Source organism: Streptomyces sp. NPDC006624 (assembly GCF_040611555.1).
Classification (GTDB): Bacteria; Actinomycetota; Actinomycetes; order Streptomycetales; family Streptomycetaceae; genus Streptomyces.
Window position 1 is genome coordinate 72,662 of sequence record NZ_JBEXOM010000025.1, and the last position, 24,881, is coordinate 97,542.

Below are 24,881 nucleotides of genomic sequence, written 5' to 3' on the forward strand. Positions count from 1 at the left end.
CCTTCTTTCTGCATCGGGCAGCCGGTACGGTCGCACGGCTGACCGCAACATTGTCCCAGTTCTGGCCACGACTGCGAAAACGCGTTGTCGGGCCCGGCACCGGCGTCCAGGAAAACGGCTGGACCCCCCATGGGATACTGAGCCTGTCTATCGATTCCCTCGAGGAGAACGGCACCCTTACCTATGGCCCCGGTCACGTCCCTCAGCGACTCCGTCCACCAGCGCCTCGCGGCGGCCCTGTCGGCAGCCCTGCCGCAGGCCGGCTCCGCGGACCCGCTGCTGCGACGAAGCGACCGGGCCGACTTCCAGGCCAACGGGATCCTGGCCCTGGCGAAGAAGGAGAAGGCGAACCCGCGCGAGCTGGCGACGCAGGTCGTCTCCCGGGTCGAGTCGGGTGACGTGATCAAGGACGTCGAGGTCTCCGGCCCCGGCTTCCTGAACATCACCCTCACCGACCGGGCGATCACCGAGACCCTCGCCGCGCGCTACGCGGACGACGCGGGCCGCCTCGGCGTGCCCCGCGCGGAGAACCCGGGCACCACGGTCATCGACTATGCCCAGCCGAACGTGGCGAAGGAGATGCACGTCGGTCACCTGCGGTCCGCGGTGATCGGCGACTGTGTGACGCGGCTGCTGGAGTTCACCGGCGAGTCGGTGGTCCGGCGTCACCACATCGGCGACTGGGGCACCCAGTTCGGCATGCTCATCCAGTACCTGGACGAGCACCCGCACGAGCTGGACCACAAGGCCGCCGAGGTGACCGGCGAGGAGGCGATGTCGAACCTCGACCGCCTCTACAAGGCCGCCCGCAGGCTCTTCGACTCCGACGAGGAGTTCAAGACGCGGGCGCGGCGCCGGGTGGTCGACCTCCAGGCGGGGGACGAGCACACGCTGGCCATGTGGCAGAAGTTCGTGGACGAGTCGAAGATCTACTTCTTCTCCGTCTTCGACAAGCTGGACATGGAGATCCACGACGCCGACATCGTGGGCGAGTCGGGGTACAACGACATGCTCGCCGAGACGTGCCGCATGCTCGAGGAGTCGGGCGTGGCGGTCCGCTCGGAGGGCGCGCTGTGCGTGTTCTTCGACGACGTCAAGGGCCCGGACGGCAAGCCGGTCCCGCTGATCGTGCAGAAGTCGGACGGCGGCTACGGCTACGCGGCGACCGACCTGTCGGCGATCCGGGACCGCGTCTTCCAGCTGAAGGCGAACAGCCTGATCTACGTGGTGGACGCCCGGCAGTCGCTGCACTTCAAGATGGTGTTCGAGACGGCCCGCAGGGCGGGCTGGCTCAACGACGACGTGAAGGCGTACCAGCTGGCGTTCGGCACGGTCCTCGGCAAGGACGGCAAGCCGTTCAAGACCCGTGAGGGCGAGACGGTCCGGCTGGTCGACCTGCTGGACGAGGCCGTCGACCGCGCCTCGGCGGTGGTCCGGGAGAAGGCGCAGGACCTCTCCGAGGAGGAGATCGCCGAGCGGGGCGCCCAGGTGGGCATCGGCGCGGTGAAGTACGCGGACCTGTCGACGTCGGCGAACCGGGACTACAAGTTCGACCTGGACCAGATGGTCTCGCTCAACGGCGACACGTCGGTCTACCTCCAGTACGCCTACGCCCGTATCCGGTCGATCCTGCGCAAGGCCGGCGACGTGCGCCCGGCCGCGCACCCGGAGCTGGAGCTGCACGCGGCGGAGCGCGCGCTGGGCCTGCACGTGGACGCGTTCGCGGAGACGGTGGCGGAGGCCGCCGCCGAGTACGCCCCGCACAAGCTGGCGGCGTACCTGTACCAGTTGGCGTCGCTGTACACGTCGTTCTACGACAAGTGCCCGGTGCTGAAGGCCGAGTCGCCGCAGCAGGTCGAGAACCGCCTGTTCCTGTGCGACATCACGGCCCGCACGCTCCACCAGGGCATGGCCCTGATGGGCATCCGGACGCCCGAGCGGCTCTGAGCCCCGGCACCCGCCCGACGGCCCGGGGGCGGCACTCCTGCCGTGGAGTGCCGTCCCCGGTGTCGTGAGAGGGCAGCGGTCAGGGCGGGCCGGGCGCCCCGGCGGTGAGGGCGTGATCGGGCGCGCTGATCCCGAACTCCTCGTCCAGCAGTCGCCGCACCTCCGCCTCACCGGTCACCTCCCGTTCGGTGACCGTCCCGTCGGTGCGGGTCTCGGTGAGGAGCCGCCCGTCGAGGAGGAGATGCCGGTCGGCGCCGAGGTGCTGGGCGTAGAGGCGCTGGGTGAACGGGGAGCGCGGGTGCGTGCCCACGTACCAGTTGACGACGTCGAAGTCGGGCCTCTCGAACGGCTCCACGGTGAAGGCGTACTGCGCCGCCCAGTCGCCCTTCTGCCGGTCGTGGGCCTCCAGCACCCACAGGTCCAGCGGACCGTCGTGCGGCGCGTGGACGAGGCGGTGCCGCCGCCCGGCGTCGTCGAACTCGACGCCGGCCACCAGAGGTACGGGCTCCAGCAGCGCCCCGATCGCCCCGAAACCGACGTCCGCGAGGTACGGCCGCGGTTCGCCGGGGACGTCGACGAGCAGCGCCATGTGGGTGCGCGGCCGGCTGGTGATGCCGTCGGCGCCCACGACGACCCGTGCCGTCAGCAGGGTCACCCGGAAGCCGAGCGCCCGAAGCGCCCTGGCGAACAGTGAGTTGTGCTCGTAGCAGTAGCCGCCGCGCCGGCTGTGCACCAGCTTGGCCATGAGGTCGGCGGGGTCGAGAGAGGGGGCCGTACGGCGCAGGGCGTCCAGGTTCTCGAACGGGATGGCCCGCATGTGCGCGAGATGCACACCGCGCAGGGTCGCGGGATCCGCGCGCCGTTCCCCCTCCCACCCGATCCGCCGGAAGTACGCGTCGAGATCGAACGGTTTGGAGTCGGACATGCGGTCACCGTAACCAGAACGGCCCGGGCCCGTCGGCGGCCCACAGCAGGAACTGCCGCTGGTACTTCGGCCCTAGGACCGGCCCTCCCGCAGGCCCGCCGCCAGCCGGCGCAGCCCCTCCTCGATCTCCTCCGGCGTCTGCGTCACGAAGCACAGTCGCAGGGTCCTGCGGTCGGGTGTCCCGGCGTGGAAGGGGGCGCCGGGGACGTACGCCACGTCGTGCCGCACCACGACCGGCAGCAGGGCCGTCGTGTCGCAGGGCTCCGGCAGGCGGGCCCAGAGGAACATGCCGCCTTCGGGGCGGTTCCAGACCGACCCCTCGGGCAGCGCCCCGGCCAGCCCCGCGAGCATGGTGTCGCGGCGTTCGCGGTAGACGCGGGCGACGCGGGTGACGTGGGCGTCGAGGTCGTGGTCGGCGAGGTACCGGGCGGCGGCGAGCTGGTTGACGGTCGGGGTGTGCAGGTCGGCGGCCTGCTTGGCGACGGCGCAGGCCCGCCGCAGCCGCCCGGGCGCGCGCAGCCAGCCCAGCCGCAGTCCCGGCGCCATGACCTTGGAGAAGCTGCCGAGCAGCACCGTACGGTCCTCGGCGCCCGGCTGCGAGGCGATCCAGGGCACGCGGTCGCCCTCGTAGCGCAGCTCCCCGTACGGGTCGTCCTCGACGATCCACAGCCCGCGCCGGGCGGCGACGGCGGCCACGGCGGCGCGCCGTCCGGCCGGCAGCGTACGGCCGGTGGGGTTCTGGAACGTGGGCACGGTGTAGAGAAGTTTGGGCCGCTCGCGCACCACCAGGTCCTCCAGCGCCTCGGGGTCGACGCCGTGCTCGTCACCGGGCACGGCCACGACCCGCGCCCCCGCGAAGCCGAAGGCCTGGAGGGCCGCCAGGTAGCAGGGGTCCTCGACGAGGACGGTGTCCCCGGGTTCGAGCAGCGCGGTGGCCAGGAGGGACAGGGCCTGCTGGGAGCCGGTGGTGACGAGCAGGTCGTCGGGGCCGGTCGGCAGTCCGCGCGCGGTGACGCGCGCGGCGAGCGCCTGCCGCAGCGCGGGTTCGCCCTCGGTCGTGGAGTACTGCAGGGCCCGCGCGGGCGTCTCGCTCAGCACCGCCCGGTACGCGGCCGCGATGCCCTCCGCGTCGAACAGCTCGGGCGCGGGCAGCCCGCCCGCGAAGTTGATCACCTCGGGGCGGGCGGTGACGGCGAGGATGTCCCGCACGGGGGAACCGCCGACGGCCCGGACCCGCGCGGCGAGCGGCGGCACGGCGGTGGCGGGGGCGGACGCGGGCTCGGCGACGGTCATGGCGGGGCTCCTCGGGCTGCGGAGAGGGACGGGCGCGACAGGGGGGCGGCCAGTGCCCCGCAGCCTAGAGATATACATGCCGCCTACAAGAAGTTTTCCGGCATGCGGACAGCGGCAGGCGGACCTCCGGGCCCGGCCCCCGGGGGAAGCCCTGCCCCCCGGGGTCAGCCCTTGATCCCGGGGCCCGCCCGCCCAAGGGCGTCCACGACGACAGCGAGCTGACGGTCACGTACCGCCTGCGGGGCCGGGACCAGGCACTGGCCTACTGACGGTTCAGCTTCTGGGCCACCTCGGTGGCCCAGTAGGTGAGGACGGTGCGCGCCCCGGCCCGCCGGATACCGGTCAGGGTCTCCATGATCGCCCGGTCGCGGTCGATCCAGCCCTTCTCGGCGGCGGCCTCGATCATCGAGTACTCGCCGGAGATCTGGTAGGCGGCGACGGGCACGTCCACGGCGTCCGCGACCCGGGCGAGGATGTCCAGGTAGGGGCCGGCCGGCTTGACCATCACCATGTCGGCGCCCTCCTCCAGGTCGAGGGCGAGCTCGCGCAGGGACTCGCGCACATTGGCCGGGTCCTGCTGGTAGGTCTTCCGGTCCCCCTGCAGGGACGAACCGACGGCCTCGCGGAAGGGGCCGTAGAAGGCGGAGGCGTACTTCGCCGTGTAGGCGAGGATGGCCACGTCCTCCCGCCCGATCTGGTCGAGGGCGTCGCGGACGACGCCGATCTGCCCGTCCATCATCCCGCTGGGCCCGACGACATGGGCGCCGGCGTCGGCCTGCACCTGGGCCATCTCGGCGTAGCGCTCCAGGGTGGCGTCGTTGTCGACCCGCCCCTGCGCGTCGAGCACCCCGCAGTGGCCGTGGTCGGTCGTCTCGTCCAGGCACAGGTCGGACATGACCAGCAGCTCGTCCCCGACCTCGGCCCGCACGTCCCGCAGGGCGACCTGCAGGATCCCGTCCGGGTCGGTGCCCGCCGTACCGAGCGCGTCCTTCTTCGACTCCTCGGGCACGCCGAACAGCATGATCCCGGAGATCCCCGCCGCGACGGCCTCGGCGGCGGCCTTCTTCAGACTGTCCCGGGTGTGCTGCACGACCCCCGGCATGGCCGCGATCGGCACCGGCTCGCTGACGCCCTCCCGCACGAAGGCCGGGAGGATCAGATCGGCGGGGTGCAGCCGGGTCTCGGCGACCATACGGCGCATGACGGGGTTGCTCCGCAGACGCCGCGGCCGGGAACCGGGAAAAGATCCGTACGTCGACATGACCCCTACGCTACGCCCGCCCGAAACCCCCCGATACCGACGCACCGTCGGCGCCCGGCGGCCGCGCCCGCCACCCCGCGATGCGCCCGCCACCTCCCAGGTCCATCCTGAGAACAACGAACAAATGCACGAACACCAGGACCCCGACGGCCCACCCCGCGCCGCCGCCGTCCCTCCGTACCGCGCGCCCACGGAGGACGCGATGACCGCCCCGCACCACACCCCCGACCTCTTCGCCCTCTCGGAGCTGAACGGCCCGGTCCTGCGGCCCGGCGACCCGGGCTACGCGGACGAGGTCACCGGCTTCAACCTGGCCTCCCTGCGCACGCCGGACGTGGTCGTGGGAGCGACCGGCCCGGACGACGTCGTCACCGCCCTGCGCTGGGCAGGCGCCACGCACACCCCCGTGGCCGTCCAGGCCACCGGCCACGGCGCCAACTTCCCCGTCGAGCGGGGCCTGCTGATCAACACGTCCCGCATGACGGACGTCCGCGTGGACCCCGGCACGCGCACGGCCACGGTCGCCGCGGGCGCGAAGTGGAGCCACCTCATGGCGGCCGCCGCACCCCACGGCCTGGCCGGCCTCTGCGGCACCTCCACCGACGCGGGCGTCATCGGCTACACCCTCGGCGGCGGCCTGCCCGTCCTCGGCCGCGCCTACGGCTACGCCGCCGACCTGGTCCGCTCGTTCCAGGTCGTCACCCCGGACGGCCGGCTCCGCGAGACGACCGCCGACGAGGAACCGGAACTGTTCTGGGCCCTGCGCGGCGGCAAGACAACGGTGGGCGTCGTCACCTCACTCGTCACCGGACTGCTCCCCGTCCCCCGCCTCTACGGCGGCGGCATCCACTGCCACGCCGAGCACACGGAGACGCTGCTGCACGCCTGGGCGGAGTGGACGCGCACCGTCCCGGACGAGATGTGCAGCATGTTCTCGGTGCTCCGCCTGCCGCCCATCCCGCAGATCCCGGAGACCCTGCGCGGCGGCTTCTGGGCCCGGGTGGCGATCGCCTGGCCGGGTCCCACGGCCGAGGGCGAGGCACTGATCGCCCCGCTGCGCGCGGCCGCCCCCGTGGCCGTGGACCTGGTGGAGGAGATGGACCACGCGGCCCTGGACCGCATCCACATGGAACCCCAGGACCCGCTTCCGGCCCGGGAGTGCTGCACACTGCTGCGGGACCTGCCCCCCGACGCCCTGAGCACGTTCCTGGACCAGGTCGGCCCGGCAGCCGGCCCCGACCACCCGCTGCTGGTCGCCTCGGTGCGCCACATGGGCGGCGCGCTGGCCCGGCCGGCCCTCGTCGAGGACGCGGTGTGCGCCCGCGACGCCCGGTACTTCCTGGAGTCGGTCGGCATCATCCCCGCCCCGCCGGCGGCCGAGGCCGTCGAACAGGCGACGCGCCGCCTCCACAGCGCGATGGCCCCGTACGGCACGGGCCGCACCATGGTCAACATCCACGGCACCCCGGGCGACGACCAGGACCGCGCCCGCGCCTGGACCCCGGAGGTCTACGACCGCCTGCGCCACGACAAGGCCACCTACGACCCGTCCAACCTGCTCCGCTTCGGGCACGCGGTGACGCCGGCGTAGCGGCTGTCCGTGCGCGTCCGGATTCCGTCCGGGCTGTCCGGCGTGACCGACCGCGCGCGGCCGGAGTTGCTCCGGGGAAGGGTGCGCGACGGGAGGGCGGCGAGCATGAGCGGGTGGGAAGCGGGGCTGGACGACGAGGAGGCCGGGGCCGTGATGCGCACGGTGGCACGGCAGTTGAAGCTGTGGCGCGAGTCGGCCGGCCTCACCCAGGCGGAGTTCGGGGGGCGGCGATCGGGTACGGCGAGGACCTGGTCTCGTCGGTGGAGCGGGGGCGGCGGATTCCACGGCCGGAGTACCTCGACGCGGCGGACGAAGTCCTGCGCGCGGGCGGGAAGATCGCCGCGATGAAGAGCGACGTGGCGGAGGCCCGGTATCCGAAGAAGGTGCGGGACCTGAAGAAACTGGAGGCGGAGGCCGTCGAGCTGGGGGCCTACAACAACTCCGTCGTGCATGGGCTGTTGCAGACCCAGGCGTACGCACGGGCGGTGTTCAGCGCTCGCCGACCGCCCTTCACCACGGACGAACTCGAACAACGGCTGTCAGCCCGCGTGGCGCGTCAGGAGATCGTCAGTGACACGACGGCCCGCCCGCTGTTCACTTTTGTCCAGTGCGAGTCGACGCTGCGCAGGCCCATCGGGGGCAGGATGGTCATGCGCGAACAGCTCGAACGACTGCTGGAGGTCGCCGAGTTGCCCAACGTCGACCTTCAGGTACTGCCGCTGAGCCGTGAGGAGAACTCAGGTCTCGCAGGGCCGTTCAGGCTGCTCAGACTCAAGGACGGCACCACGGTCGGACACGTGGAGGTGCAGCACATCAGCCGTGTGATCGCCGATCCGAAGGAAGTGCAGTTCCTCGACATTCGTTATGGGACCATCCGGGCGCAGGCTCTCAGCCCACGAGAGTCGATGGCCCTCATCGAGAAAGTGCTTGGAGAGACATGACCGACCTCGTGTGGATAAAGAGCAGCTACAGCACGGACGAGGGCCCCGACTGCGTCGAGGTGGCCACCGTCCCCGACCACGTCCTCGTCCGCGACTCCAAGAACCCCCACGGCCCCCGTCTCGCCCTCACCCCTACCACCTGGGCGGACTTCCTGCCGTACGCCTGCGCGCACTGACACGCACGGACGACAAGCCCGAGCGGGGCGAACGCGTTGATCGCGGTCCGCCCCGCTCGTCGGGTCAGGTCGGGTCGGTCAGGTCGTGGACCGCCGCCGCCGGCTCCCCGGCCGCCGCTCGCTCGGACGCGTCACCGGGTCCCCGGCCTCCAGCGCCGCCAGCCGGCGCTTCGCGCCGAAGTCGGCCAGCGCCTCCGCCAGCTTGTGCACCGACGGCTCGGGGGCCATCACGTCCACCCGCAGGCCGTGTTCCTCGGCGGTCTTCGCCGTGGCCGGGCCGATGCAGGCGATCACCGTGACGTTGTGCGGCTTGCCGGCGATGCCGACCAGGTTCCGGACCGTCGACGACGACGTGAACAGCACCGCGTCGAAGCCACCGCCCTTGATCGCCTCACGCGTCTCCGCCGGCGGCGGGGAGGCCCGCACGGTGCGGTAGGCCGTGACGTCGTCGACCTCCCAGCCCAGCTCGATCAGCCCGGCGACCAGTGTCTCCGTGGCGATGTCGGCGCGCGGCAGGAAGACCCGGTCGATCGGGTCGAAGACCGGGTCGTAGGGCGGCCAGTCCTCCAGAAGACCGGCAGCGCTCTGCTCGCCGCTGGGCACCAGGTCCGGCTTCACGCCGAAGGCGATCAGCGCCTTGGCGGTCTGCTCGCCGACGGCCGCGACCTTGATGCCCGCGAAGGCACGCGCGTCGAGCCCGTACTCCTCGAACTTCTCCCGCACGGCCTTGACCGCGTTCACCGAGGTGAAGGCGATCCACTCGTAGCGGCCCGTCACCAGGCCCTTGACCGCCCGCTCCATCTGCTGGGGCGTGCGCGGCGGCTCGACGGCGATCGTCGGCACCTCGTGCGGCACGGCCCCGTAGGACCGCAGCTGGTCGGAGAGCGACGCCGCCTGCTCCTTGGTGCGCGGCACGAGCACCTTCCAGCCGAACAGCGGCTTGGACTCGAACCACGCGAGCTGGTCGCGCTGGGCGGCGGCGGAACGCTCACCGACCACGGCTATCACCGGCCGGCCGCCGTCGGGCGAGGGCAGCACCTTGGCCTGCTTCAGCGTCTGCGCGATCGTGCCGAGCGTGGCGGTCCAGGTGCGCTGCCGGGTGGTCGTCCCGGCGACGGTGACCGTCATCGGGGTGTCCGGCTTGCGCCCGGCGGAGACGAGCTCGCCGGCCGCCGCGGCGACGGAGTCCAGCGTCGTGGAGACGACGACCGTGCCGTCCGACGCCCCGACCTCCGTCCAGCACCGGTCCGACGCCGTCCGCGCGTCCACGAACCGCACGTCCGCGCCCTGCGCGTCGCGCAGCGGCACACCGGCGTACGCGGGCACGCCGACCGCGCTCGCGACACCGGGGACGACCTCGAAGGGCACCCCCGCTGCGGCGCAGGCCAGCATCTCCTCGGCGGCGTAGGTGTCGAGGCCCGGGTCACCGGACACCGCACGGACGACCCGCCTGCCGCCCCGTGCGGCCTCCATGACAAGATGTGCGGCATCCCGCACCGCGGGGGCGGCGACGGTGGTTGACGTGCCGTCAACTACCGTCAGCTGGGGCGCTCCTGTGCCCGGCGCCGGGTCCGAGGGACCCGCGTCCGTGTGCACCTCGGAGACGCCCTGCCTGGCGTGCTGACGTACGACGTCGAGCACCTCGTGCTCGGCGACGAGGACGTCCGCGTTCGCCAGCGCCTCCACGGCGCGCAGAGTCAGCAGTCCCGGATCTCCGGGTCCGGCACCCAGGAAGGTGACGTGCCCGTGTTCAGGACCGGCGGAAAGGGTGGTGGGGCTCACTGTGCTCGCTCCCCCATCAGACCGGCCGCGCCCTGGGCGAGCATCTCGTCCGCGAGTTCGCGGCCGAGCGCCGTAGCCCCGTCGTGCGTGTCGGGCACGGGACCGGTGGTGGACAGCTGCACCGTGCGGGTGCCGTCGGTGGTCCCGACGACGCCGCGCAGGCGCATTTCCTTGACAATCTGCCTCTCGCCCGACAAGTCGGCCAACGCGCCCACGGGGGCGCTGCAACCGGCCTCCAGGGCGGCGAGCAGTGACCGCTCGGCCGTCACGGCGACCCGCGTGAACGGGTCGTCGAGCTCGGCGAGCGCGGCGACGAGGTCCGCGTCGCCCGCGGCACACTCGATCGCGAGGGCCCCCTGGCCGGGGGCGGGCAAAACCGTGTCGACCGACAGAAAGTCGGTCACTTCGTCGCCGCGGCCGATCCGGTTCAGTCCGGCGGCGGCCAGCACGACCGCGTCGAGTTCGCCGCTGTGCACGAACCCGATGCGGGTGTCGACGTTGCCCCGGATCGGAACCGTCGCTATGTCCAGGCCGTGGCTGCGCGCGTACGCGTTGAGCTGGGCCATGCGGCGCGGTGAGCCGGTCCCGATGCGCGCCCCGCGGGGCAGGTCGGTGAACTTCAGCGCGTCCCGGGCGACGATCACGTCCCGCGGGTCCTCCCGCACCGGCACGGCGGCGATGACCAGTTCGTCGGGCTGCGTGGTCGGCAGGTCCTTGAGCGAGTGCACGGCGAAGTCGACCTCGCCCCTGAGCAGCGCGTCGCGCAGCGCGGTCACGAACACGCCGGTGCCGCCGATCTGCGCGAGCGCCTCACGCGAGACGTCGCCGTACGTGGTGATCTCGACGAGCTCGACGGGCCGCCCGGTCACCCGGCTCACGGCTTCCGCCACCTGCCCGGACTGGGCCATGGCGAGCCTGCTCCGCCGGGTGCCCAGCCTCAGCTTCTTGTCGTTCATGCCGGGCCTCGGTCCTTCTGGGTGGTGCTGTCCCCGGCCCGGGAGACGGCAGCCACCGTCTCGGGGTCGAGGTCGAACAGGGTCCGCAGCGCGTCCGCGTACCCGGCGCCGCCGGGCTCTGCCGCGAGTTGCTTGACCCGTACGGTCGGCGCGTGCAGCAGTTTGTCCACCACGCGCCGCACGGTCTGGGTGATCTCCGCGCGGTGCTTGTCGTCGAGGCCGGGCAGCCGCCCGTCCAGGCGGGCGATCTCGCTGGCCACCACATCGGCGGCCATGGTGCGCAGAGCGACCACGGTCGGCGTGATGTGCGCGGCCCGCTGCGCCGCCCCGAAGGCCGCGACCTCGTCGGCGACGATACGCCGGACCTGGTCCACGTCGGCCGCCATCGGGGCGCCCGCGGAGGCCTCCGCCAGCGACTCGATGTCGACCAGCCGCACGCCGGCCAGCCGGTGCACGGCCGCGTCGATGTCGCGCGGCATCGCCAGGTCCAGCAGGAAGAACACGGGCTCGGGCCGCTGCGGCTCCTCGACCGGCTCGGGCCGGCGCCGCTCGGGGATCCGCCCCACGGTGGCGACGGTCGCGGCGAGCGCGGCGATGGCCTCGGTGTCCGCGGCCGGGTCGAGCGTGCCGGGCCTGGCCGGGCTCCCGGCCCGCTGGGCGCCGCCCGGGGTGCCGTTGTCCACCCACGCGGCGTGCTGCTCCAGTTCGGCGGCGGCCATTCCGGCCACGGCGGCCTCGCCCAGCACGGAGAAACCGGCGGTCGTCTGCACCGCGGTGAGGTCCAGCGGACAGCCGTCCTCGGTGCCGGGGCCGGTGCCCGAGGGGCCGCGCTGCGCGCCCCCGGCCGCCCGGCCGGACGCGCCGCCCGGTGCCGCCGGTCCGTCACCGCCGGACGCGGCCGACGGCGCCCGGCCCTCGGCCGCCGCGGCGACGGCCTCGGCGGTCAGCACCAGGCCGGTCGCTCCGGTGCAGGAGACGGCCACGTCGGCACGTGTCAGCTCGACCGGCACCGACTCCATCGGTACCGCGCGGGCCACCACGTGCGCCGTGTCGTCGCCCTCGCTCAGTATCTGCGCGAGCCGCTCGGCGCGGTCCAGGGTGCGGTTGGCCACCACGATCTCGGCGACCCCGGCCCGCGCGAGCGTCGCCGCGGCCAGCGAGGACATCGAGCCGGCGCCGATGACCAGGGCCTTCTTGCCCCGGGCCCAGGTCTCCACGTCACCGCCGGCGGCCAGTTGCTCCAGGCCGAAGGTGACCAGGGACTGGCCGGCGCGGTCGATGCCGGTCTCGGAGTGGGCGCGCTTGCCGACCCGCAGGGCCTGCTGGAACAGGTCGTTCAGCAGCCGGCCCGCGGAGTTCAGCTCCTGCGCCCGGGCCAGGGAGTCCTTGATCTGGCCCAGGATCTGGCCCTCGCCGACGACCATCGAGTCCAGCCCGCAGGCCACCGAGAAGAGGTGGTGGACGGCCCGGTCCTCGTAGTGCACGTAGAGGTAGGGGGTGAGCTCCTCCAGGCCGACGCCGCTGTGCTGGGCGAGCAGCGTGGACAGCTCGGCGACACCGGCGTGGAACTTGTCCACGTCGGCGTAGAGCTCGATGCGGTTGCAGGTGGCGAGCAGCGCGGCCTCGGAGGCCGGTTCGGCGGCGACCGTGTCCTGCAGCAGCTTGACCTGGGCGTCCGCGGCGAGCGAGGCCCGCTCCAGGACGCTCACCGGGGCACTGCGGTGGGAGAGTCCGACGACGAGGAGACTCATGCCGGCATCACGGCGGGCATGTCCCCGTCGGGCCCCTGGTCGGCGGAGTCGGTGCGGGCGGCGGCGGCCGGCAGGGCGTCGGCGCTCGCGGCCTCCTCGCCGGCCTTGCGCTGCTCGTGGAAGGCGAGGATCTGCAGCTCGATGGAGAGGTCGACCTTGCGCACGTCGACGCCGTCCGGGACGGACAGCACGGTCGGCGCGAAGTTCAGGATGGAGGTCACACCGGCGGCCACGAGCCGGTCGCAGACCTGCTGGGCGGCACCGGCGGGGGTGGCGATGACGCCGATGGACACGCCGTTGTCCTGGATGATCTTCTCCAGGTCGTCGGAGTGCTGCACCGGGATGCCGGCGACGGGCTTGCCCGCCATGGCCGGGTCGGCGTCGATCAGCGCGGCGACGCGGAAGCCGCGGGAGGCGAACCCGCCGTAGTTGGCGAGGGCGGCGCCGAGGTTGCCGATACCGACGATCACGACGGGCCAGTCCTGGGTGAGGCCCAGCTCGCGGGAGATCTGGTAGACGAGGTACTCGACGTCGTAGCCGACGCCCCTCGTGCCGTACGACCCGAGGTAGGAGAAGTCCTTGCGCAGCTTCGCGGAGTTGACCCCCGCCGCGGCCGCGAGCTCCTCGGAGGAGACCGTGGGCACCGAGCGCTCCGACAGTGCGGTCAGCGCGCGGAGGTACAGCGGAAGCCGGGCGACGGTGGCCTCGGGAATCCCTCGGCTGCGGGTCGCCGGTCGGTGAGTTCGGCCAGTTGCCACGGTGCTCCTGCGGGTAGAGCGGGGCTGTAGGCGGTCATACGTCCCTACATGACCGCCCCGTCGAATGCAGGCTATGTCTTTGTGAACGCGTGCACAAAGATGGTGTCCGATTTGCCCGCCCAACGTGACCGGGCTCACGCGCCCCCGGCGCACGCGCGGGGAACCGGCGCACGGGCACCCTCGTTCCTTTTCTTCTGGGGGCAAAACCGCACACTCTCCTCAGTGAATCCCGCCCCCGAGACCAAGCCGCCATCGATCCTAAGCGACTTCCGACCCTCTTTGTACTGCTCGGTCAGTCGTCCCGGCGGTCCGGATCAGTCGGTCAGCGCCTTGCGCAGGCGCTCCTCGTTCACACGCCAGAACGTGTGCTGCGCGCCGTCGACCAGCACCACGGGGATCTGCTCCCAGTACCGGTCGTGCAGTTCACGGTCCTCGGTGATGTCCTTCTGCTCCCAGGGGACGCCCAGATCCCCGCACACCTTCTCCACAACGACCTGTGCGTCATCACACAAGTGACAGCCGGGCTTGCGGATCAAGGTCACGAGCCGGTCCCGAGGGGGCCTGCGGCGGAAGAGACTCATGTCGGCCATTGTCGCGCGCCCGTGAACGAGGGGAAGCCCTCGCGAAAGCGCCAGCGGACACGCCGGGGACCCGCCGTCCCGGCCGGCGCCATTAACGACACACTCGCCGAGAGTTCACACGCTTCAAACCTCTCGACTCCGGAACCCCCGGTCGAAATGGCTATGCTCACGCCATGGCCGCACTTGGATGGCTCACACCGCGTAGGCGCCCCGCCACGGCGCGGAGCGTTTTGGCAGGCGAGGCCTCGGCGGAGGCAGCCCGCAAGTCCACACAGGAAGCCGCCGGCACGACGGAACCGCAGTTCCCGGTGCACGGCGACGACCGGGCCGCCGCCTTCTTCGACCTGGACAACACCGTCATGCAGGGCGCCGCCCTCTTCCACTTCGGGCGGGGCCTGTACAAGCGGAAGTTCTTCGAGACGCGCGAGCTCGCCCGTTTCGCCTGGCAGCAGGCGTGGTTCCGGCTGGCCGGGGTCGAGGACCCCGAGCACATGCAGGAGGCCCGCGAGTCGGCGCTGTCCATCGTCAAGGGCCACCGCGTCGCCGAACTGCAGTCGATCGGCGAGGAGATCTACGACGAGTACATGGCCGAGCGCATCTGGCCCGGCACCCGCGCCCTCGCCCAGGCCCACCTGGACGCGGGCCAGCGGGTGTGGCTGGTGACGGCCGCCCCCGTCGAGATCGCCCAGGTCATCGCCCGCCGCCTCGGCCTGACCGGCGCGCTCGGCACGGTCGCCGAGTCCGTCGACGGCGTCTACACCGGCAAGCTCGTCGGCGAGCCGCTGCACGGCCCCGCGAAGGCCGAGGCGGTCCGCGCCCTGGCCGCCGCCGAGGGCCTGGACCTCGGCCGCTGCGCCGCCTACAGCGACTCGCACAACGACATCCCGATGCTCTCGCTGGTGGGCCACCCCTACGCCATCAACCCGGACTCCAAGCTGCGCAAGCACGCCCGGAAGCTGGACTGGCGCCTGCGCGACTACCGCACCGGCCGCAAGGCCGCCAAGGTCGGCATCCCGGCCGCGGCCGGGGTCGGCGCGGTCGCCGGCGGCACGGCGGCCGCCATCGCCCTGCACCGCCGCCGCCGCTGACCGTCCGATCAAGCCGCTGACCGTGCGATCAAAGCGGGACACCTTCGTTTCCGGGATGACACGCGCCGTAAATCCAACAGGCGTACCCCCACAACCGCCTGTCCAGTCCTCTTGGCTGCACACGGCCACAACACGCCCCGCACTCAGCCGTGATCCGAACCGCTTCGGTCAACAACCGTTCAGGTTCTGACACTTGATCCGGCGTCAATCGGTTACGGAAGCGACGTAATCGACGACTTGAGCAACTCGGTGTAGCAGTGCCTGCACGAAGCGTTATTCTCCTCAGACGCAAACCGGTACCCCTCCGTCGCTACGACGGGTGAAAGGTCCCGCACTGCACGTGATGGAAGCTCTGCCTCTGGGAGTCCCGTGTACCCACACGTCGGGGTTGACGCCTCGGGCCTGGCTACGCTGCGCGCAACGGTCCTCGACCTGTTGCGCGGCTTCGTCCCCACCGCGTACGCCGTCCCCGCCTTCGCCACCGCCGCGCCCGTCGGCCCGTGCTACGCACTGGCCGACGGCAGCGCCGCGGTCGGCAGACGAGGCCGCCCGTCCGGGGCGGCCACCGCCCGCCGCCCCGCGGCGGACAGCGACAGCGCCCGGATGATGGACCTCGTCGAGCGCGCCCAGGCCGGCGAGGCCGACGCCTTCGGCCGCCTCTACGACCAGTACAGCGACACCGTCTACCGGTACATCTACTACCGGGTCGGAGGAAAGGCGACCGCCGAGGACCTCACCAGCGAGACCTTTCTGCGCGCCCTGCGCCGCATCGGCACCTTCACCTGGCAGGGCCGCGACTTCGGCGCCTGGCTCGTCACGATCGCCCGGAACCTGGTCGCCGACCACTTCAAGTCCAGCCGCTTCCGTCTCGAGGTCACCACCGGCGAGATGCTCGACGCCAACGAGGTCGAGCGCTCCCCGGAGGACTCCGTCCTGGAGTCCCTCTCCAACGCCGCCCTGCTCGACGCCGTACGGCGGCTCAACCCCCAGCAGCAGGAGTGCGTGACGCTCCGCTTCCTCCAGGGCCTCTCCGTCGCCGAGACGGCCCGTGTCATGGGCAAGAACGAGGGCGCCATCAAGACCCTCCAGTACCGGGCCGTCCGCACCCTCGCCCGGCTCCTCCCGGAAGACGCCCGCTGACGGGCGCGCACCCTCGGCGACGGCCAACTCACGGTGGGTGAGAGTTTGTTGACTTCGGCATCCGATCAGCCGGCGTCCGTAACCCAAGTGCCGCGCCGCTCGTTGTGCGGGATGCAGGCTCCCTGTGGTCACCCCCTGGCCGACTCCGCTCACTCGATCGTGTGGTCGCCGTCAGGGTGTGCAACCCTCAGGACCCCCTGGGGAGTCGACCGTCATGACGAGAGGAGGTGCCGCCAGTGATCGCGAACGTATCGGCGCACCGGCGGGCGAACGCCTTCGCCCAGGCCCTGGAGGAGCAGTCCGAGCAGGGCACGGCGGCCGAGCAGCCCGAAGGTTCGGCACCGGCCCCGGCAGCCGCGGAACCGGCCGAGGGGGCGCGCCTGCTGGCGCTGGCCTCCGGTCTCGACGCGCTGCCCAAGCCGGAGCTCGACCCGGAGGTCAAGGTCGTCCAGCGGGCCCAGCTGGTGGCCGCGTTCGAGGCCATGCTCCAGGAGGGCACCGCGGGAGGCGGGGCGACGGACCGCGCGGTCCCCGGGCAGCGCTCCACCCGGGCCCGTGGCGCCCACCGGGCGAGCTCACTGAGGAAGCTCCGGCCGCGGTCCCGCCTCGCCAAGGGCCTCACCGCGGGCGGGCTCAGCGTCGGCGTGGCCGCGAGCGCCTTCGGCGGCGTCTCCGCCGCCAGCTCCGACGCCCTGCCCGGCGACTCGCTCTACGGCCTCAAGCGGGGCATCGAGGACGTCAAGCTCGGCCTGGCCGACGGGGCGGACGAGCGCGGCCGGGTCTACCTCGACCACGCGTCCACCCGGCTCAGCGAGGCCCGTCGCCTCATGGAGCGCGGCCGCAGCGGCCCCCTGGACCACGAGTCCGTGGGCGAGATCCGCCGGGCCCTGTCCGGGGTGCGGCACGACGCGTCCGAGGGCCACCGGCTGCTGAGCGAGGCGTACCAGCACGACCCCGACTCACTCGGCCCGATCCAGGCCCTGTCCGCGTTCTCCCACTCCCACCGCCAGACCTGGGGCGAGCTGCGCGACCGCCTCCCCGTCCAGCTCGGGGACGTCAGCGAGCAGGTGTCCTCGGTCTTCGACGCCATAGAGCAGGACGTCGCCCCGCTGCGCTCCCTGCTGCCCGAGCCCCCGGCCGCGGGCGGCGGCGACGGCAGACGCCCGGGCGCCTCCGAGTCGGCCCCCGCCGGCTCCACCGGCACCGACCGCTCGACGCGCCCCACCAGCGAGAGCGCCGGCCGGGACAGCGACGAGCGCGGCACGAGCAGCGGCAGCCCCAGCCGCTCGGCCGGCTCCGGCAGCGACGACGACGGCCTGCTCGGCGGCAACACCGGCGGCCTCCTCGACCCGCCCAGGGACAGCGAGACGAGCACCAGCCCGCCCGCTGACGGCCTCACACCCGCCCCCGAGCCGGATGTGACCCTCCCGCCGCTCCTGCCCGGCCTGCTGCCCGGCCTGGGCATCGACGGCGAGGACGCGGACTAGAGGACGCGGACTAGACGCATGACGGTGGGGCGCCCCTCGGCCGAGGGGCGCCCCACCGTCATGCGCACGCGGGCCCGTCCGCACGCGGACTTGTCCGTACGCGGGCTCAGAAGAAGACCGACCGCCGCTGCACCAGCAGCTTGTACAGCGTGTGCTGGATCTGCTCCCGGACCTGGTCGGTCAGGTTGAACATCAGCATCGGGTCCTCGGCGGCCTCCGGCGGATAGCCGTCCGTCGGGATCGGCTCACCGAACTGGATCGTCCACTTGGTCGGCAGCGGCACCGCGCCGAGCGGCCCCAGCCAGGGGAACGTGGGCGTGAGCGGGAAGTACGGGAATCCCAGCAGCCGGGCGACCGTCTTGGCGTTGCCGATCATCGGGTAGATCTCCTCGGCCCCGACGATCGAGCAGGGCACGATCGGCGTCCCGGCGCGCAGCGCCGTCGAGACGAAACCGCCGCGGCCGAAGCGCTGCAGCTTGTAGCGGTCCGCGAAGGGCTTGCCGAGGCCCTTGAAGCCCTCCGGCATCACCCCGACCAGCTCGCCCTGGTGCAGCAGCCGCGCCGCGTCCTCGGCGCACGCCAGGGTGTGGCCGAGCTTGCGGGCCAGCTCGTTGACCACCGGCAGCATGAAGACCAGGTCCGCGGCGAGCAGCCGCAGGTGCCGGCCCGCCGGGTGGTTGTCGTGCACGGCGACCTGCAGCATCAGGCCGTCCATCGGCAGCGTCCCCGAATGGTTGGCGACGATCAGCGCGCCGCCCTCCGACGGGATGTTCTCGATGCCCTTCACCTCGACCCGGAAGTACTTCTCGTACAGCGGGCGCAGCAGTGACATCAGGACCTGGTCGGTCAGCTCCTCGTCGTAGCCGAAGTCGTCGACCTCGTAGTCCCCGGTGAGGCGGCGGCGCAGGAAGGCCAGGCCGCCCGCGATCCGCCGCTCCAGGCCGCCGTCGCGGTCCCCGGACCGCTCCGGTGGCTGTTCCCCGTCCGTCACGGGGACACCATCCTGCGGAACGTCCCTGGCGGGCAGGGGCTGCACCTCGCGGACCGGCGCGGACTCCTGGCCCGGGCGGCGGTTCCCCGCGCTCCGGCGCCGCTGGGGCCGCTGCGCGGCGCTCCCACGGGACCGGTCGTCGTCGAACGGAATGACCTTGGCGTCCGCCATCGTTGATGCGCTCCTCAGTTGGCGCTCTGCGTCGGGCTCTGACCGCCGCCCGCCAGGGGCAGCGCGGCGATCCGGTCGACGGCCGCCGCGACGGCCTCGGGCGGGAGGAGTCCGGGGCCTCGGCTGCGGGCGAAGTCCGCGAACGTCTCCGCGGTCGTGTACTTGGGCTCGAATCCCAGCGTCTCGCGCATCTGGCCCGTGGACACCACCCGGCCGTGGGTGAGCAGCCGGATCTGCTCGGGCGAGAAGTCCGTCATGCCCAGCGTACGCACCAGCGAGCCCGCCCAGACGACGGCGGGAAGCAGCAGGGGCACCGTGGGGCGCCCGAGGCGGCGGGAGCACTGGGAGAGCAGCAGGACGCCGTCGCCGGCGATGTTGAACGTGCCGCTGTTGAGCGTGCCCCGCCGGGGTTCGTGCGAGCCGAGCCGCAGCACCTCGATCACGTCGTCCTCGTGCACGAACTGCAGCCGGGGGTCGTAGCCGAACACGGTCGGCAGCACGGGCAGCGCGAAGTACGAGGCGAGCGGGGTGTCGGCGCTCGGGCCGAGGATGTTGGCGAAGCGCAGCACGCACACCGCCACGTCCGGCCGCCGGCGCGCGAAGCCGCGGACGTAGCCCTCGACCTCGACGGTGTCCTTGGCGAAGCCGCCGCTGGGCAGGGACTTGGGCGGGGTCGTCTCGGTGAAGACGGCCGGATCGCGCGGCGCGGAACCGTAGACGTTGGTGCTGGACTTCACGACCAGCCGCTGCACGGTCGGGGACTTCTGGCAGGCACCGAGCAGCTGCATGGTGCCGATGACGTTGGTCTCCTTCAGGGACGCCCGGTTGCCGCTGCCCAGCGGTGTGCCCGTCACGTCGAGGTGGACGATCGTGTCGGCGCCCGTCTCGGCCAGCACCCGCGCGATCCCGGGCTGGCGGATGTCGGCCTGGACGAAGTCGGCCCCGCCCAGATGGTGCTCGGGCGGCACCGCGTCCACGGCGACGACCCGGTCCACGTCGGGGTCACGCTGGATCCGCCGGACGAACCGGCCCCCCAGCTGGCGGGCCACTCCGGTGACGAGCACGACCTTGCCCAAGATCAGCGCCTTCCTTCAGAAACCTCTTGTCCCGCCGCGTTCCCCTGTGGGGCCAACTTAGCGGGTCGGCGTTGCGCTGTGAGGACCGCGCGATGCGCGAGGCGACCGAAGCAAGCCGGACGTACGAGCCGCAACGACCGGAGGGCGGATACGGCTGTGGCCCCCCACCGGTCGGTGGGGGGCCACAGCAACGCTCTCACGCGGTCCGCGTCGCGAACCTACTTCTTGTTGCGACGCTGAACGCGCGTGCGCTTGAGCAGCTTGCGGTGCTTCTTCTTCGCCATCCGCTTGCGCCGCTTCTTGATAACAGAGCCCACGACTTACCCTCGCTCACTTCTCATCACTCGGTGTTTGGGCGCCATGGGCCCATACGACCTACGAGGGGCCAGCCTACCCAACCGAGCGCTGAGGTCGTAATCGAGGGGCCGGGGCGATCCCGAAGTGCCCTGTGGAGATCACCCCGGCCCAGCCGTCAGGCGGTTTCCACCCCCACGTAACTCTCGCGGAGGTACTCGTGAACCGCTTGCTCCGGGACGCGGAAGGACCGCCCCACACGGATCGCGGGCAGATGACCGCTGTGCACCAGCCGGTACACGGTCATCTTCGACACTCGCATCACCGAGGCGACTTCCGCCACGGTAAGGAACTGAACCTCGTTCAGAGGCCTTTCGCCAGCTGCAGCCATGACACACCTGAACCTTCCGCACTCGACGGCCACCGGCTTCCCCTTCCGGTGACTCTTCGTCGCTGCGTGCTCACTCCCCAATGTAGGGGCGGGTGATGCGAGTGGGGAAGAGGTGCACCCATCGGCGGCCTACTGTGACAGACACGCCCGATTGAGTACGTAGCGGGTCAGCGGCAGGTAGTAATCAGACCGCACGCCGTCATCAAGTGGAACGACGACGGACACGGACCCCTCGGCCTCACCCACGAACAGCGCCGGGTCGTCCGTATCGGCCGGCCCGATGGTCTCGAACCCCAGCTGACCTGCTCCGCAGACCCACCCGTGGTCCCCGATCACCAGCTCGGGCAGCGGCCCGCCGGCCTCCGCGGCAGCGGCCAGCACGGTACGAACCGGGAGGGGTGAGTGCGTATGTGCGCCGGGCTCACAACCGGGGCGTTCCGCCCCGGGGGGCCGCACCAGCGCGACTCCTCGTACGTAGTCGAGGTTGTACGTGCGTAGGCCGAACCGGGTCGTTATGTCGACACAGCGACCCTGCGCGGGGGTGAGGACGGCACATCCCGCCGCCGACAGGGCGTCTGCCAGAGCGGCGTAGAAGCCGAGCAGCCGGTGCGGGTGACCGGTGCCGAGCAGCACGGGCGCGGCCCGCCGGGCGGCATCGGCCAGACGGTCCGCGAAGGCGTCCAGCGCGGCCAGCGTACGCTCCGGGTCGATCACATCCTGGCCGGAATTCCCCCGGAAATCGGCCGAAACCCCGCACCGGTCCGCCATCAGCTCGATCACGTCCCGCTGCCCCCAGGCACCCTCCGGATCGATCCCGAGCAGCACCCGCGGGTCCCGCGCGGCGAAGAGCCGGTAGCTCCGCAGGCTCTCCTCGCGCGAGGTGGCCACGGTACCGGCGAGCCGCGCGCCCACCAGGTGCGCGCGCAGGGCTTCGGGGGTCAGCACGAGGAGATCGTCCGCGACCGGGCCCGCGCCTGTCCCCCGAACCCGCGGAACACCGCACGGTCGGCGTAGGGCGCCCTCACCCGCGGCGCGTCACGCCAGCAGCCCCCGCAGCGGGAACACCGCCCGCCGGGCCGCCAGCACCGCCTGGTCCAGCCGGTCCGCGGGGTCGTAGCCGTCCTCCCAGGAGGCCCACTCCACGGGCCATCGCCCGTCCGTCATCCGCCCCGGCGCCAACTGCCGGGTCCTCGCGAACACTTCCTGCCGCCACGCCTCCGGGATCACCGTCTCCGGCGCCACGGCCTTCCCCGCGGCGATCGCGGTCAGATGCGTCCACGACCGCGGCACGACGTCCACGACCGCGTAGCCGCCCCCGCCCAGGGCCACCCACCGCCCGTCGGCGTGCGCGTGCGCCAGGTCGTGACAGGCCGCCTGCACCGCCCGCTGCGCGTCCAGCGAGACCGCGAGATGCGCCAGCGGATCCTCGAAGTGGGTGTCGGCCCCGTGCTGCGTCACCAGCACCTGCGGCCGGAAGTCCGCGATCAGCTCCGGCACCACCGCGTGGAACGCCCGCAGCCACCCGGCGTCCCCGGTCCCGGCCGGCAGCGCCACGTTCACCGCCGAGCCCTCCGCCGACTCCGCCCCGGTCTCCTGCGGCCATCCCGTCTGCGGGAACAGCGTGCGGGGGTGCTCGTGCAGCGAGATCGTCAGCACCCGCGGGTCGTCCCAGAACGCCGCCTGCACACCGTCGCCGTGGTGCACGTCGACGTCCACGTACGCGATCCGCTCCGCCCCCAGCTCCAGCAGCCGGGCGATGGCCAGCGAGGCGTCGTTGTAGATGCAGAACCCGGACGCGCCGCCCGGCATCGCGTGGTGGAGCCCGCCCGCGAAGTTCACCGCGTGCAGCGCCTCACCCCGCCACACGGCCTCCGCCGCCCCCACCGACTGCCCGGCGATCAGCGACGACACCTCGTGCATCCCCGGGAACGCCGGATCGTCCATCGTCCCGAGCCCGTACGACTGGTCCGCCGCCCCCGGGTCCGCCGACGCGGCCTTCACGGCCTCGATGTAGTCCTCCCGGTGCACGAGCCGCAGCGTCGACTCCCCGGCCGCCTTCGCGGCGACCACGTCCATCTCCCGGTCCAGCCCGAAGGCGCCGACCAGGCTCCGGGTCAGGGCGAGCCGGACGGGGTCCATCGGATGCCCCGGACCGAAGTCATAGCCCGTTACTGCCTCGTCCCACATCAGCTGTGCGCGGCCGCTCATGCCCGCCACCGTATCGGTCCGGTTGAGCCGCGAACGACCGGGCGTACACCAGCGTCACCAGCACCAACACCATCGGCACGAGCATCGCGCCGCGGTAGCTCCACAGATCGCCGAGCGCACCCACCAACGGCGAACCGATCAGGAACCCCACGTAGTTGAAGACGTTCAGCCGCGCCACGGCCGCGTCCGAAGCCCCCGGGAAGAGCCGGCCGGCAGCCGCGAAGGTCTGCGGCACCAGCACGCACAACCCCAGCCCCAGCAGGGTGAACCCCAGCATCCCGACCCACGCCCCGGGCGCCGCCGCCACCACCGCGAACCCGCCGGCCGCCAGCAGCGCACCCGCCCGCACGACCGCCACGGCCCCGAACCGCCGCACCCCGAGGTCCCCGACGGTCCGCCCCAGCAGCGTCGTGACCATGTACACGTTGTACGGCACCGTCGCCAGCTGCTCCGAGCTGCCCAGCACGTCCTGCAGGTACTTCGCGCTCCAGTTGGAGACCGTCGAGTCCCCGATGTACGCCACCGTCATCACCAGGCACAGCGGCAGCAGCCACCTGAAGACGACGACCTGGCCCTCCCCCGCGGCCTTCTCCTCCGCCCCGGTCGCCGCCCCCCGGTCGTCGACGTACCACCGGCTGCCCACCAGCACGGCCGGCAGCAGCACCGCCACGACCGGCAGGTACGACACCCACAACGCCAGATCCCAGTGCGCCCCCGCCCACCCCAGCGAGGCCCCGAGGATCCCGCCCAGGCTGTAGGCCGCGTGGAAACCGAGCATGATGCTGCGGCCGTACGCCCGTTGCAGGCTCACCCCGAGCATGTTCATCGACGCGTCCAGCATCCCGACGGCCAGCCCGAAGGCGGCGAGCGCGACGGCGAGCTCCACCATCCGCTCCCCGGCCCCGACGCCGAGCAGCGCCAGCAGCACCACGGGCTGCGACCAGCGCAGCAGCCGGCTCGGCGGCACCCGCTTCACCAGCCGCTCGGTGCTCACGCTCCCGATGCCGGCGAGGATCGGCACGGCGGCCAGGAACGCCGGCAGCAGGGCGTCGGACACCCCGTACCGGTCCTGGATGGCCGGGATCCGCGTCACGAGCAGAGCGAAGGCGACCCCCTGCACGAGGAAACCGAACGCCAGCGAGCCCCTGCCGCGCCGCAGCACATCAGTCATGGCGGCGAGCGTAGGGCTCGGGCCTACCCGTGGGTAGATCCAGCCAAAGATGAATTCTTCTCAGCTCTCACAGGCGGGTGCCCCGGGTGGATCAGTGGATCACTTCATGGATCACGCCAGCAGGTCGGGCAGCTCCCGCATGTCGGAGAAGAGCCGCGTGGCACCGGACAGCCTCCCGGCCGGCGTCATCGCGGTGAACCCGTACACGTCCATCCCGGCCGCGACGGCCGCCCGCACCCCCAGCGGACTGTCCTCGACGACGACGCACCGCTCCGGTGCGACGCCCATCCGCTCGGCGGCGTACAGGAACAGATCGGGAGCCGGCTTCCCGCGCCCGACGTCCTGCGAGCTGAAGATCCGCCCGTCGTCGAACCACCGGTCGAGCCCGGTCGTCCGGTGCCCCACCCGGATCCGCTCATGGCTCCCGGACGACGCCACGCAGTAGGGCACGTCGTCCGCGGCGAGCTTCTGCAGCACCTCCTCGGCACCCGGTACCGGCCGCAGCTCCTGTGCGAAGGCGGCGAAGACCCGGCCGTGGAAGACGTCGTCGAAGTCCTCGGGCAGCCGCCGCCCGGTCCGCTCCGCGATCAGGTCGTGTACGCGGTGCATGGCGGCGCCCATGTAGTCGCGCAGGGAGTCCTCGTAGGACGTGGGGTGCCCGAGTTCGGTGAGATAGGCCGCCAGGAGCCGGTTGGAAATCGGCTCGCTGTCGACGAGGACACCGTCATTGTCGAAGATCACGAGGTCATGGCGCATACTCCGAGCCTAAACGCAGAAAACCCCCGCATCAGAAGATGCGGGGGTTTCCCCAATAATTGTTCGGCGGCGTCCTACTCTCCCACAGGGTCCCCCCTGCAGTACCATCGGCGCTGTAAGGCTTAGCTTCCGGGTTCGGAATGTAA

At 72.2% G+C, this 24,881-nt stretch carries 22 protein-coding genes, 1 rRNA gene and 1 pseudogene; 7 read left to right on the forward strand and 17 right to left on the reverse strand.

The features are described 5' to 3' along the window. The first annotated feature begins 183 nt into the window (after nt 1-183). Nucleotides 184-1,947 carry an arginine--tRNA ligase gene (argS, locus tag ABZY20_RS32625; protein WP_356446374.1) on the forward strand — a complete coding sequence of 588 codons (1,764 nt, stop codon included), beginning with the start codon at nt 184-186 and terminating at the stop codon, nt 1,945-1,947. Nucleotides 1,948-2,026: 79 nt separating this feature from the next. Here the strand turns inward: argS and ABZY20_RS32630 are convergent, their stop codons facing one another. From ABZY20_RS32630 to hemB, 3 genes are all read right to left on the reverse strand, one after another. Beyond that, the gene (locus ABZY20_RS32630; protein WP_356446376.1) at nt 2,027-2,872 is read right to left on the reverse strand and encodes an arylamine N-acetyltransferase; all 846 of its coding nucleotides are present in this window, start codon (nt 2,870-2,872) and stop codon (nt 2,027-2,029) included. Between the two features lie 72 nt (nt 2,873-2,944). Then, on the reverse strand, nt 2,945-4,165 hold the full coding sequence (locus ABZY20_RS32635) for a PLP-dependent aminotransferase family protein (protein ID WP_356446378.1): 1,221 nt from the start codon (nt 4,163-4,165) through the stop codon (nt 2,945-2,947). A gap of 262 nt (nt 4,166-4,427) precedes the next feature. After that, nucleotides 4,428-5,426 (reverse strand): porphobilinogen synthase, encoded by a 999-nt coding sequence (hemB, locus tag ABZY20_RS32640; protein WP_356446380.1) that lies wholly within the window; start codon nt 5,424-5,426, stop codon nt 4,428-4,430. 124 nt (nt 5,427-5,550) lie between these two features. Between hemB and ABZY20_RS32645 the strand changes: the two genes are divergently transcribed. From ABZY20_RS32645 to ABZY20_RS32655, 3 genes and pseudogenes are all read left to right on the forward strand, one after another. Next, a complete protein-coding gene (locus ABZY20_RS32645; RefSeq protein WP_356446382.1) occupies nt 5,551-7,017 on the forward strand; it encodes an FAD-binding oxidoreductase in 1,467 nt (488 codons plus the stop codon). A gap of 105 nt (nt 7,018-7,122) precedes the next feature. Further along, nucleotides 7,123-7,958, forward strand: a pseudogene (locus tag ABZY20_RS32650) (helix-turn-helix transcriptional regulator). Then, nucleotides 7,955-8,134 carry a DUF397 domain-containing protein gene (locus ABZY20_RS32655; RefSeq protein ID WP_356446384.1) on the forward strand — a complete coding sequence of 60 codons (180 nt, stop codon included), beginning with the start codon at nt 7,955-7,957 and terminating at the stop codon, nt 8,132-8,134. Before ABZY20_RS32650 ends, ABZY20_RS32655 begins: the two are co-directional and overlap by 4 nt. 78 nt (nt 8,135-8,212) lie before the next feature. Here the strand turns inward: ABZY20_RS32655 and ABZY20_RS32660 are convergent, their stop codons facing one another. The 5 genes from ABZY20_RS32660 to ABZY20_RS32680 form a co-directional block, all read right to left on the reverse strand. Beyond that, the gene (locus tag ABZY20_RS32660; protein WP_356446385.1) at nt 8,213-9,916 is read right to left on the reverse strand and encodes a bifunctional uroporphyrinogen-III C-methyltransferase/uroporphyrinogen-III synthase; all 1,704 of its coding nucleotides are present in this window, start codon (nt 9,914-9,916) and stop codon (nt 8,213-8,215) included. After that, on the reverse strand, nt 9,913-10,872 hold the full coding sequence (hemC, locus tag ABZY20_RS32665) for a hydroxymethylbilane synthase (protein WP_356446387.1): 960 nt from the start codon (nt 10,870-10,872) through the stop codon (nt 9,913-9,915). Before hemC ends, ABZY20_RS32660 begins: the two co-directional genes overlap by 4 nt. Then, nucleotides 10,869-12,623 carry a glutamyl-tRNA reductase gene (locus ABZY20_RS32670; RefSeq protein WP_356446389.1) on the reverse strand — a complete coding sequence of 585 codons (1,755 nt, stop codon included), beginning with the start codon at nt 12,621-12,623 and terminating at the stop codon, nt 10,869-10,871. Before ABZY20_RS32670 ends, hemC begins: the two co-directional genes overlap by 4 nt. Continuing rightward, nucleotides 12,620-13,381, reverse strand: a complete 762-nt coding sequence (locus ABZY20_RS32675; RefSeq protein WP_356446391.1) for a redox-sensing transcriptional repressor Rex — start codon at nt 13,379-13,381, stop codon at nt 12,620-12,622. The genes ABZY20_RS32670 and ABZY20_RS32675 overlap by 4 nt, the downstream gene beginning before the upstream one ends. Before the next feature lie 314 nt (nt 13,382-13,695). Then, a complete protein-coding gene (locus ABZY20_RS32680; RefSeq protein WP_356446393.1) occupies nt 13,696-13,971 on the reverse strand; it encodes a glutaredoxin family protein in 276 nt (91 codons plus the stop codon). A 164-nt stretch (nt 13,972-14,135) separates the two neighbouring features. Here ABZY20_RS32680 and ABZY20_RS32685 point away from each other — a divergent pair, with 164 nt between their 5' ends. The 3 genes from ABZY20_RS32685 (at nt 14,136) to ABZY20_RS32695 (ending at nt 17,677) form a co-directional block, all read left to right on the forward strand. Then, nucleotides 14,136-15,050, forward strand: a complete 915-nt coding sequence (locus ABZY20_RS32685) for an HAD-IB family hydrolase (protein ID WP_356446395.1) — start codon at nt 14,136-14,138, stop codon at nt 15,048-15,050. A gap of 369 nt (nt 15,051-15,419) precedes the next feature. Beyond that, complete coding sequence (locus ABZY20_RS32690) at nt 15,420-16,190, forward strand: ECF subfamily RNA polymerase sigma factor, BldN family (protein WP_031117141.1); 771 nt, start codon at nt 15,420-15,422, stop codon at nt 16,188-16,190. A 236-nt stretch (nt 16,191-16,426) separates the two neighbouring features. Beyond that, nucleotides 16,427-17,677 (forward strand): DUF5667 domain-containing protein, encoded by a 1,251-nt coding sequence (locus ABZY20_RS32695; protein WP_356446397.1) that lies wholly within the window; start codon nt 16,427-16,429, stop codon nt 17,675-17,677. Nucleotides 17,678-17,783: 106 nt separating this feature from the next. Here the strand turns inward: ABZY20_RS32695 and ABZY20_RS32700 are convergent, their stop codons facing one another. From ABZY20_RS32700 to rrf, 9 genes are all read right to left on the reverse strand, one after another. Next, the gene (locus ABZY20_RS32700; protein ID WP_356446399.1) at nt 17,784-18,839 is read right to left on the reverse strand and encodes a lysophospholipid acyltransferase family protein; all 1,056 of its coding nucleotides are present in this window, start codon (nt 18,837-18,839) and stop codon (nt 17,784-17,786) included. A 14-nt stretch (nt 18,840-18,853) separates the two neighbouring features. Beyond that, complete coding sequence (locus tag ABZY20_RS32705; protein WP_356446401.1) at nt 18,854-19,915, reverse strand: NAD-dependent epimerase/dehydratase family protein; 1,062 nt, start codon at nt 19,913-19,915, stop codon at nt 18,854-18,856. Nucleotides 19,916-20,133: 218 nt separating this feature from the next. Next, the gene (locus ABZY20_RS32710) at nt 20,134-20,232 is read right to left on the reverse strand and encodes an AURKAIP1/COX24 domain-containing protein (protein ID WP_003948845.1); all 99 of its coding nucleotides are present in this window, start codon (nt 20,230-20,232) and stop codon (nt 20,134-20,136) included. A 155-nt stretch (nt 20,233-20,387) separates the two neighbouring features. Continuing rightward, nucleotides 20,388-20,600 (reverse strand): helix-turn-helix domain-containing protein, encoded by a 213-nt coding sequence (locus ABZY20_RS32715; protein WP_004984898.1) that lies wholly within the window; start codon nt 20,598-20,600, stop codon nt 20,388-20,390. A 129-nt stretch (nt 20,601-20,729) separates the two neighbouring features. Then, nucleotides 20,730-21,545, reverse strand: a complete 816-nt coding sequence (locus ABZY20_RS32720; protein WP_356446403.1) for a phosphatase — start codon at nt 21,543-21,545, stop codon at nt 20,730-20,732. 90 nt (nt 21,546-21,635) lie between these two features. Then, entirely contained in the window at nt 21,636-22,808 is a 1,173-nt protein-coding gene (locus ABZY20_RS32725; protein ID WP_356446405.1) for an acetoin utilization protein AcuC, read from the reverse strand. Next, nucleotides 22,759-23,979 carry an MFS transporter gene (locus tag ABZY20_RS32730; protein ID WP_356446407.1) on the reverse strand — a complete coding sequence of 407 codons (1,221 nt, stop codon included), beginning with the start codon at nt 23,977-23,979 and terminating at the stop codon, nt 22,759-22,761. The genes ABZY20_RS32725 and ABZY20_RS32730 overlap by 50 nt, the downstream gene beginning before the upstream one ends. Nucleotides 23,980-24,090: 111 nt before the next feature. Beyond that, a complete protein-coding gene (locus tag ABZY20_RS32735) occupies nt 24,091-24,735 on the reverse strand; it encodes an HAD family hydrolase (protein WP_356446409.1) in 645 nt (214 codons plus the stop codon). Between the two features lie 61 nt (nt 24,736-24,796). After that, nucleotides 24,797-24,881, reverse strand: a 5S ribosomal RNA gene (gene rrf, locus ABZY20_RS32740); the annotation flags it as partial.

Bases quoted from the DNA above. Each gene is read 5' to 3' on its own strand.
- ABZY20_RS32630 (WP_356446376.1), bottom strand. From the start codon at position 2,872: ATGTCCGACTCCAAACCGTTCGATCTCGACGCGTACTTCCGGCGGATC.
- argS (WP_356446374.1), top strand. From the start codon at position 184: ATGGCCCCGGTCACGTCCCTCAGCGACTCCGTCCACCAGCGCCTCGCG.
- hemB (WP_356446380.1), bottom strand. From the start codon at position 5,426: ATGTCGACGTACGGATCTTTTCCCGGTTCCCGGCCGCGGCGTCTGCGG.
- ABZY20_RS32685 (WP_356446395.1), top strand. From the start codon at position 14,136: ATGGCCGCACTTGGATGGCTCACACCGCGTAGGCGCCCCGCCACGGCG.
- ABZY20_RS32700 (WP_356446399.1), bottom strand. From the start codon at position 18,839: ATGGCGGACGCCAAGGTCATTCCGTTCGACGACGACCGGTCCCGTGGG.
- ABZY20_RS32655 (WP_356446384.1), top strand. From the start codon at position 7,955: ATGACCGACCTCGTGTGGATAAAGAGCAGCTACAGCACGGACGAGGGC.
- hemC (WP_356446387.1), bottom strand. From the start codon at position 10,872: ATGAACGACAAGAAGCTGAGGCTGGGCACCCGGCGGAGCAGGCTCGCC.
- ABZY20_RS32635 (WP_356446378.1), bottom strand. From the start codon at position 4,165: ATGACCGTCGCCGAGCCCGCGTCCGCCCCCGCCACCGCCGTGCCGCCG.
- ABZY20_RS32725 (WP_356446405.1), bottom strand. From the start codon at position 22,808: ATGAGCGGCCGCGCACAGCTGATGTGGGACGAGGCAGTAACGGGCTAT.
- ABZY20_RS32735 (WP_356446409.1), bottom strand. From the start codon at position 24,735: ATGCGCCATGACCTCGTGATCTTCGACAATGACGGTGTCCTCGTCGAC.
- ABZY20_RS32680 (WP_356446393.1), bottom strand. From the start codon at position 13,971: ATGGCCGACATGAGTCTCTTCCGCCGCAGGCCCCCTCGGGACCGGCTC.
- ABZY20_RS32715 (WP_004984898.1), bottom strand. From the start codon at position 20,600: ATGGCTGCAGCTGGCGAAAGGCCTCTGAACGAGGTTCAGTTCCTTACC.
- ABZY20_RS32670 (WP_356446389.1), bottom strand. From the start codon at position 12,623: ATGAGTCTCCTCGTCGTCGGACTCTCCCACCGCAGTGCCCCGGTGAGC.
- ABZY20_RS32730 (WP_356446407.1), bottom strand. From the start codon at position 23,979: ATGACTGATGTGCTGCGGCGCGGCAGGGGCTCGCTGGCGTTCGGTTTC.
- ABZY20_RS32645 (WP_356446382.1), top strand. From the start codon at position 5,551: ATGCACGAACACCAGGACCCCGACGGCCCACCCCGCGCCGCCGCCGTC.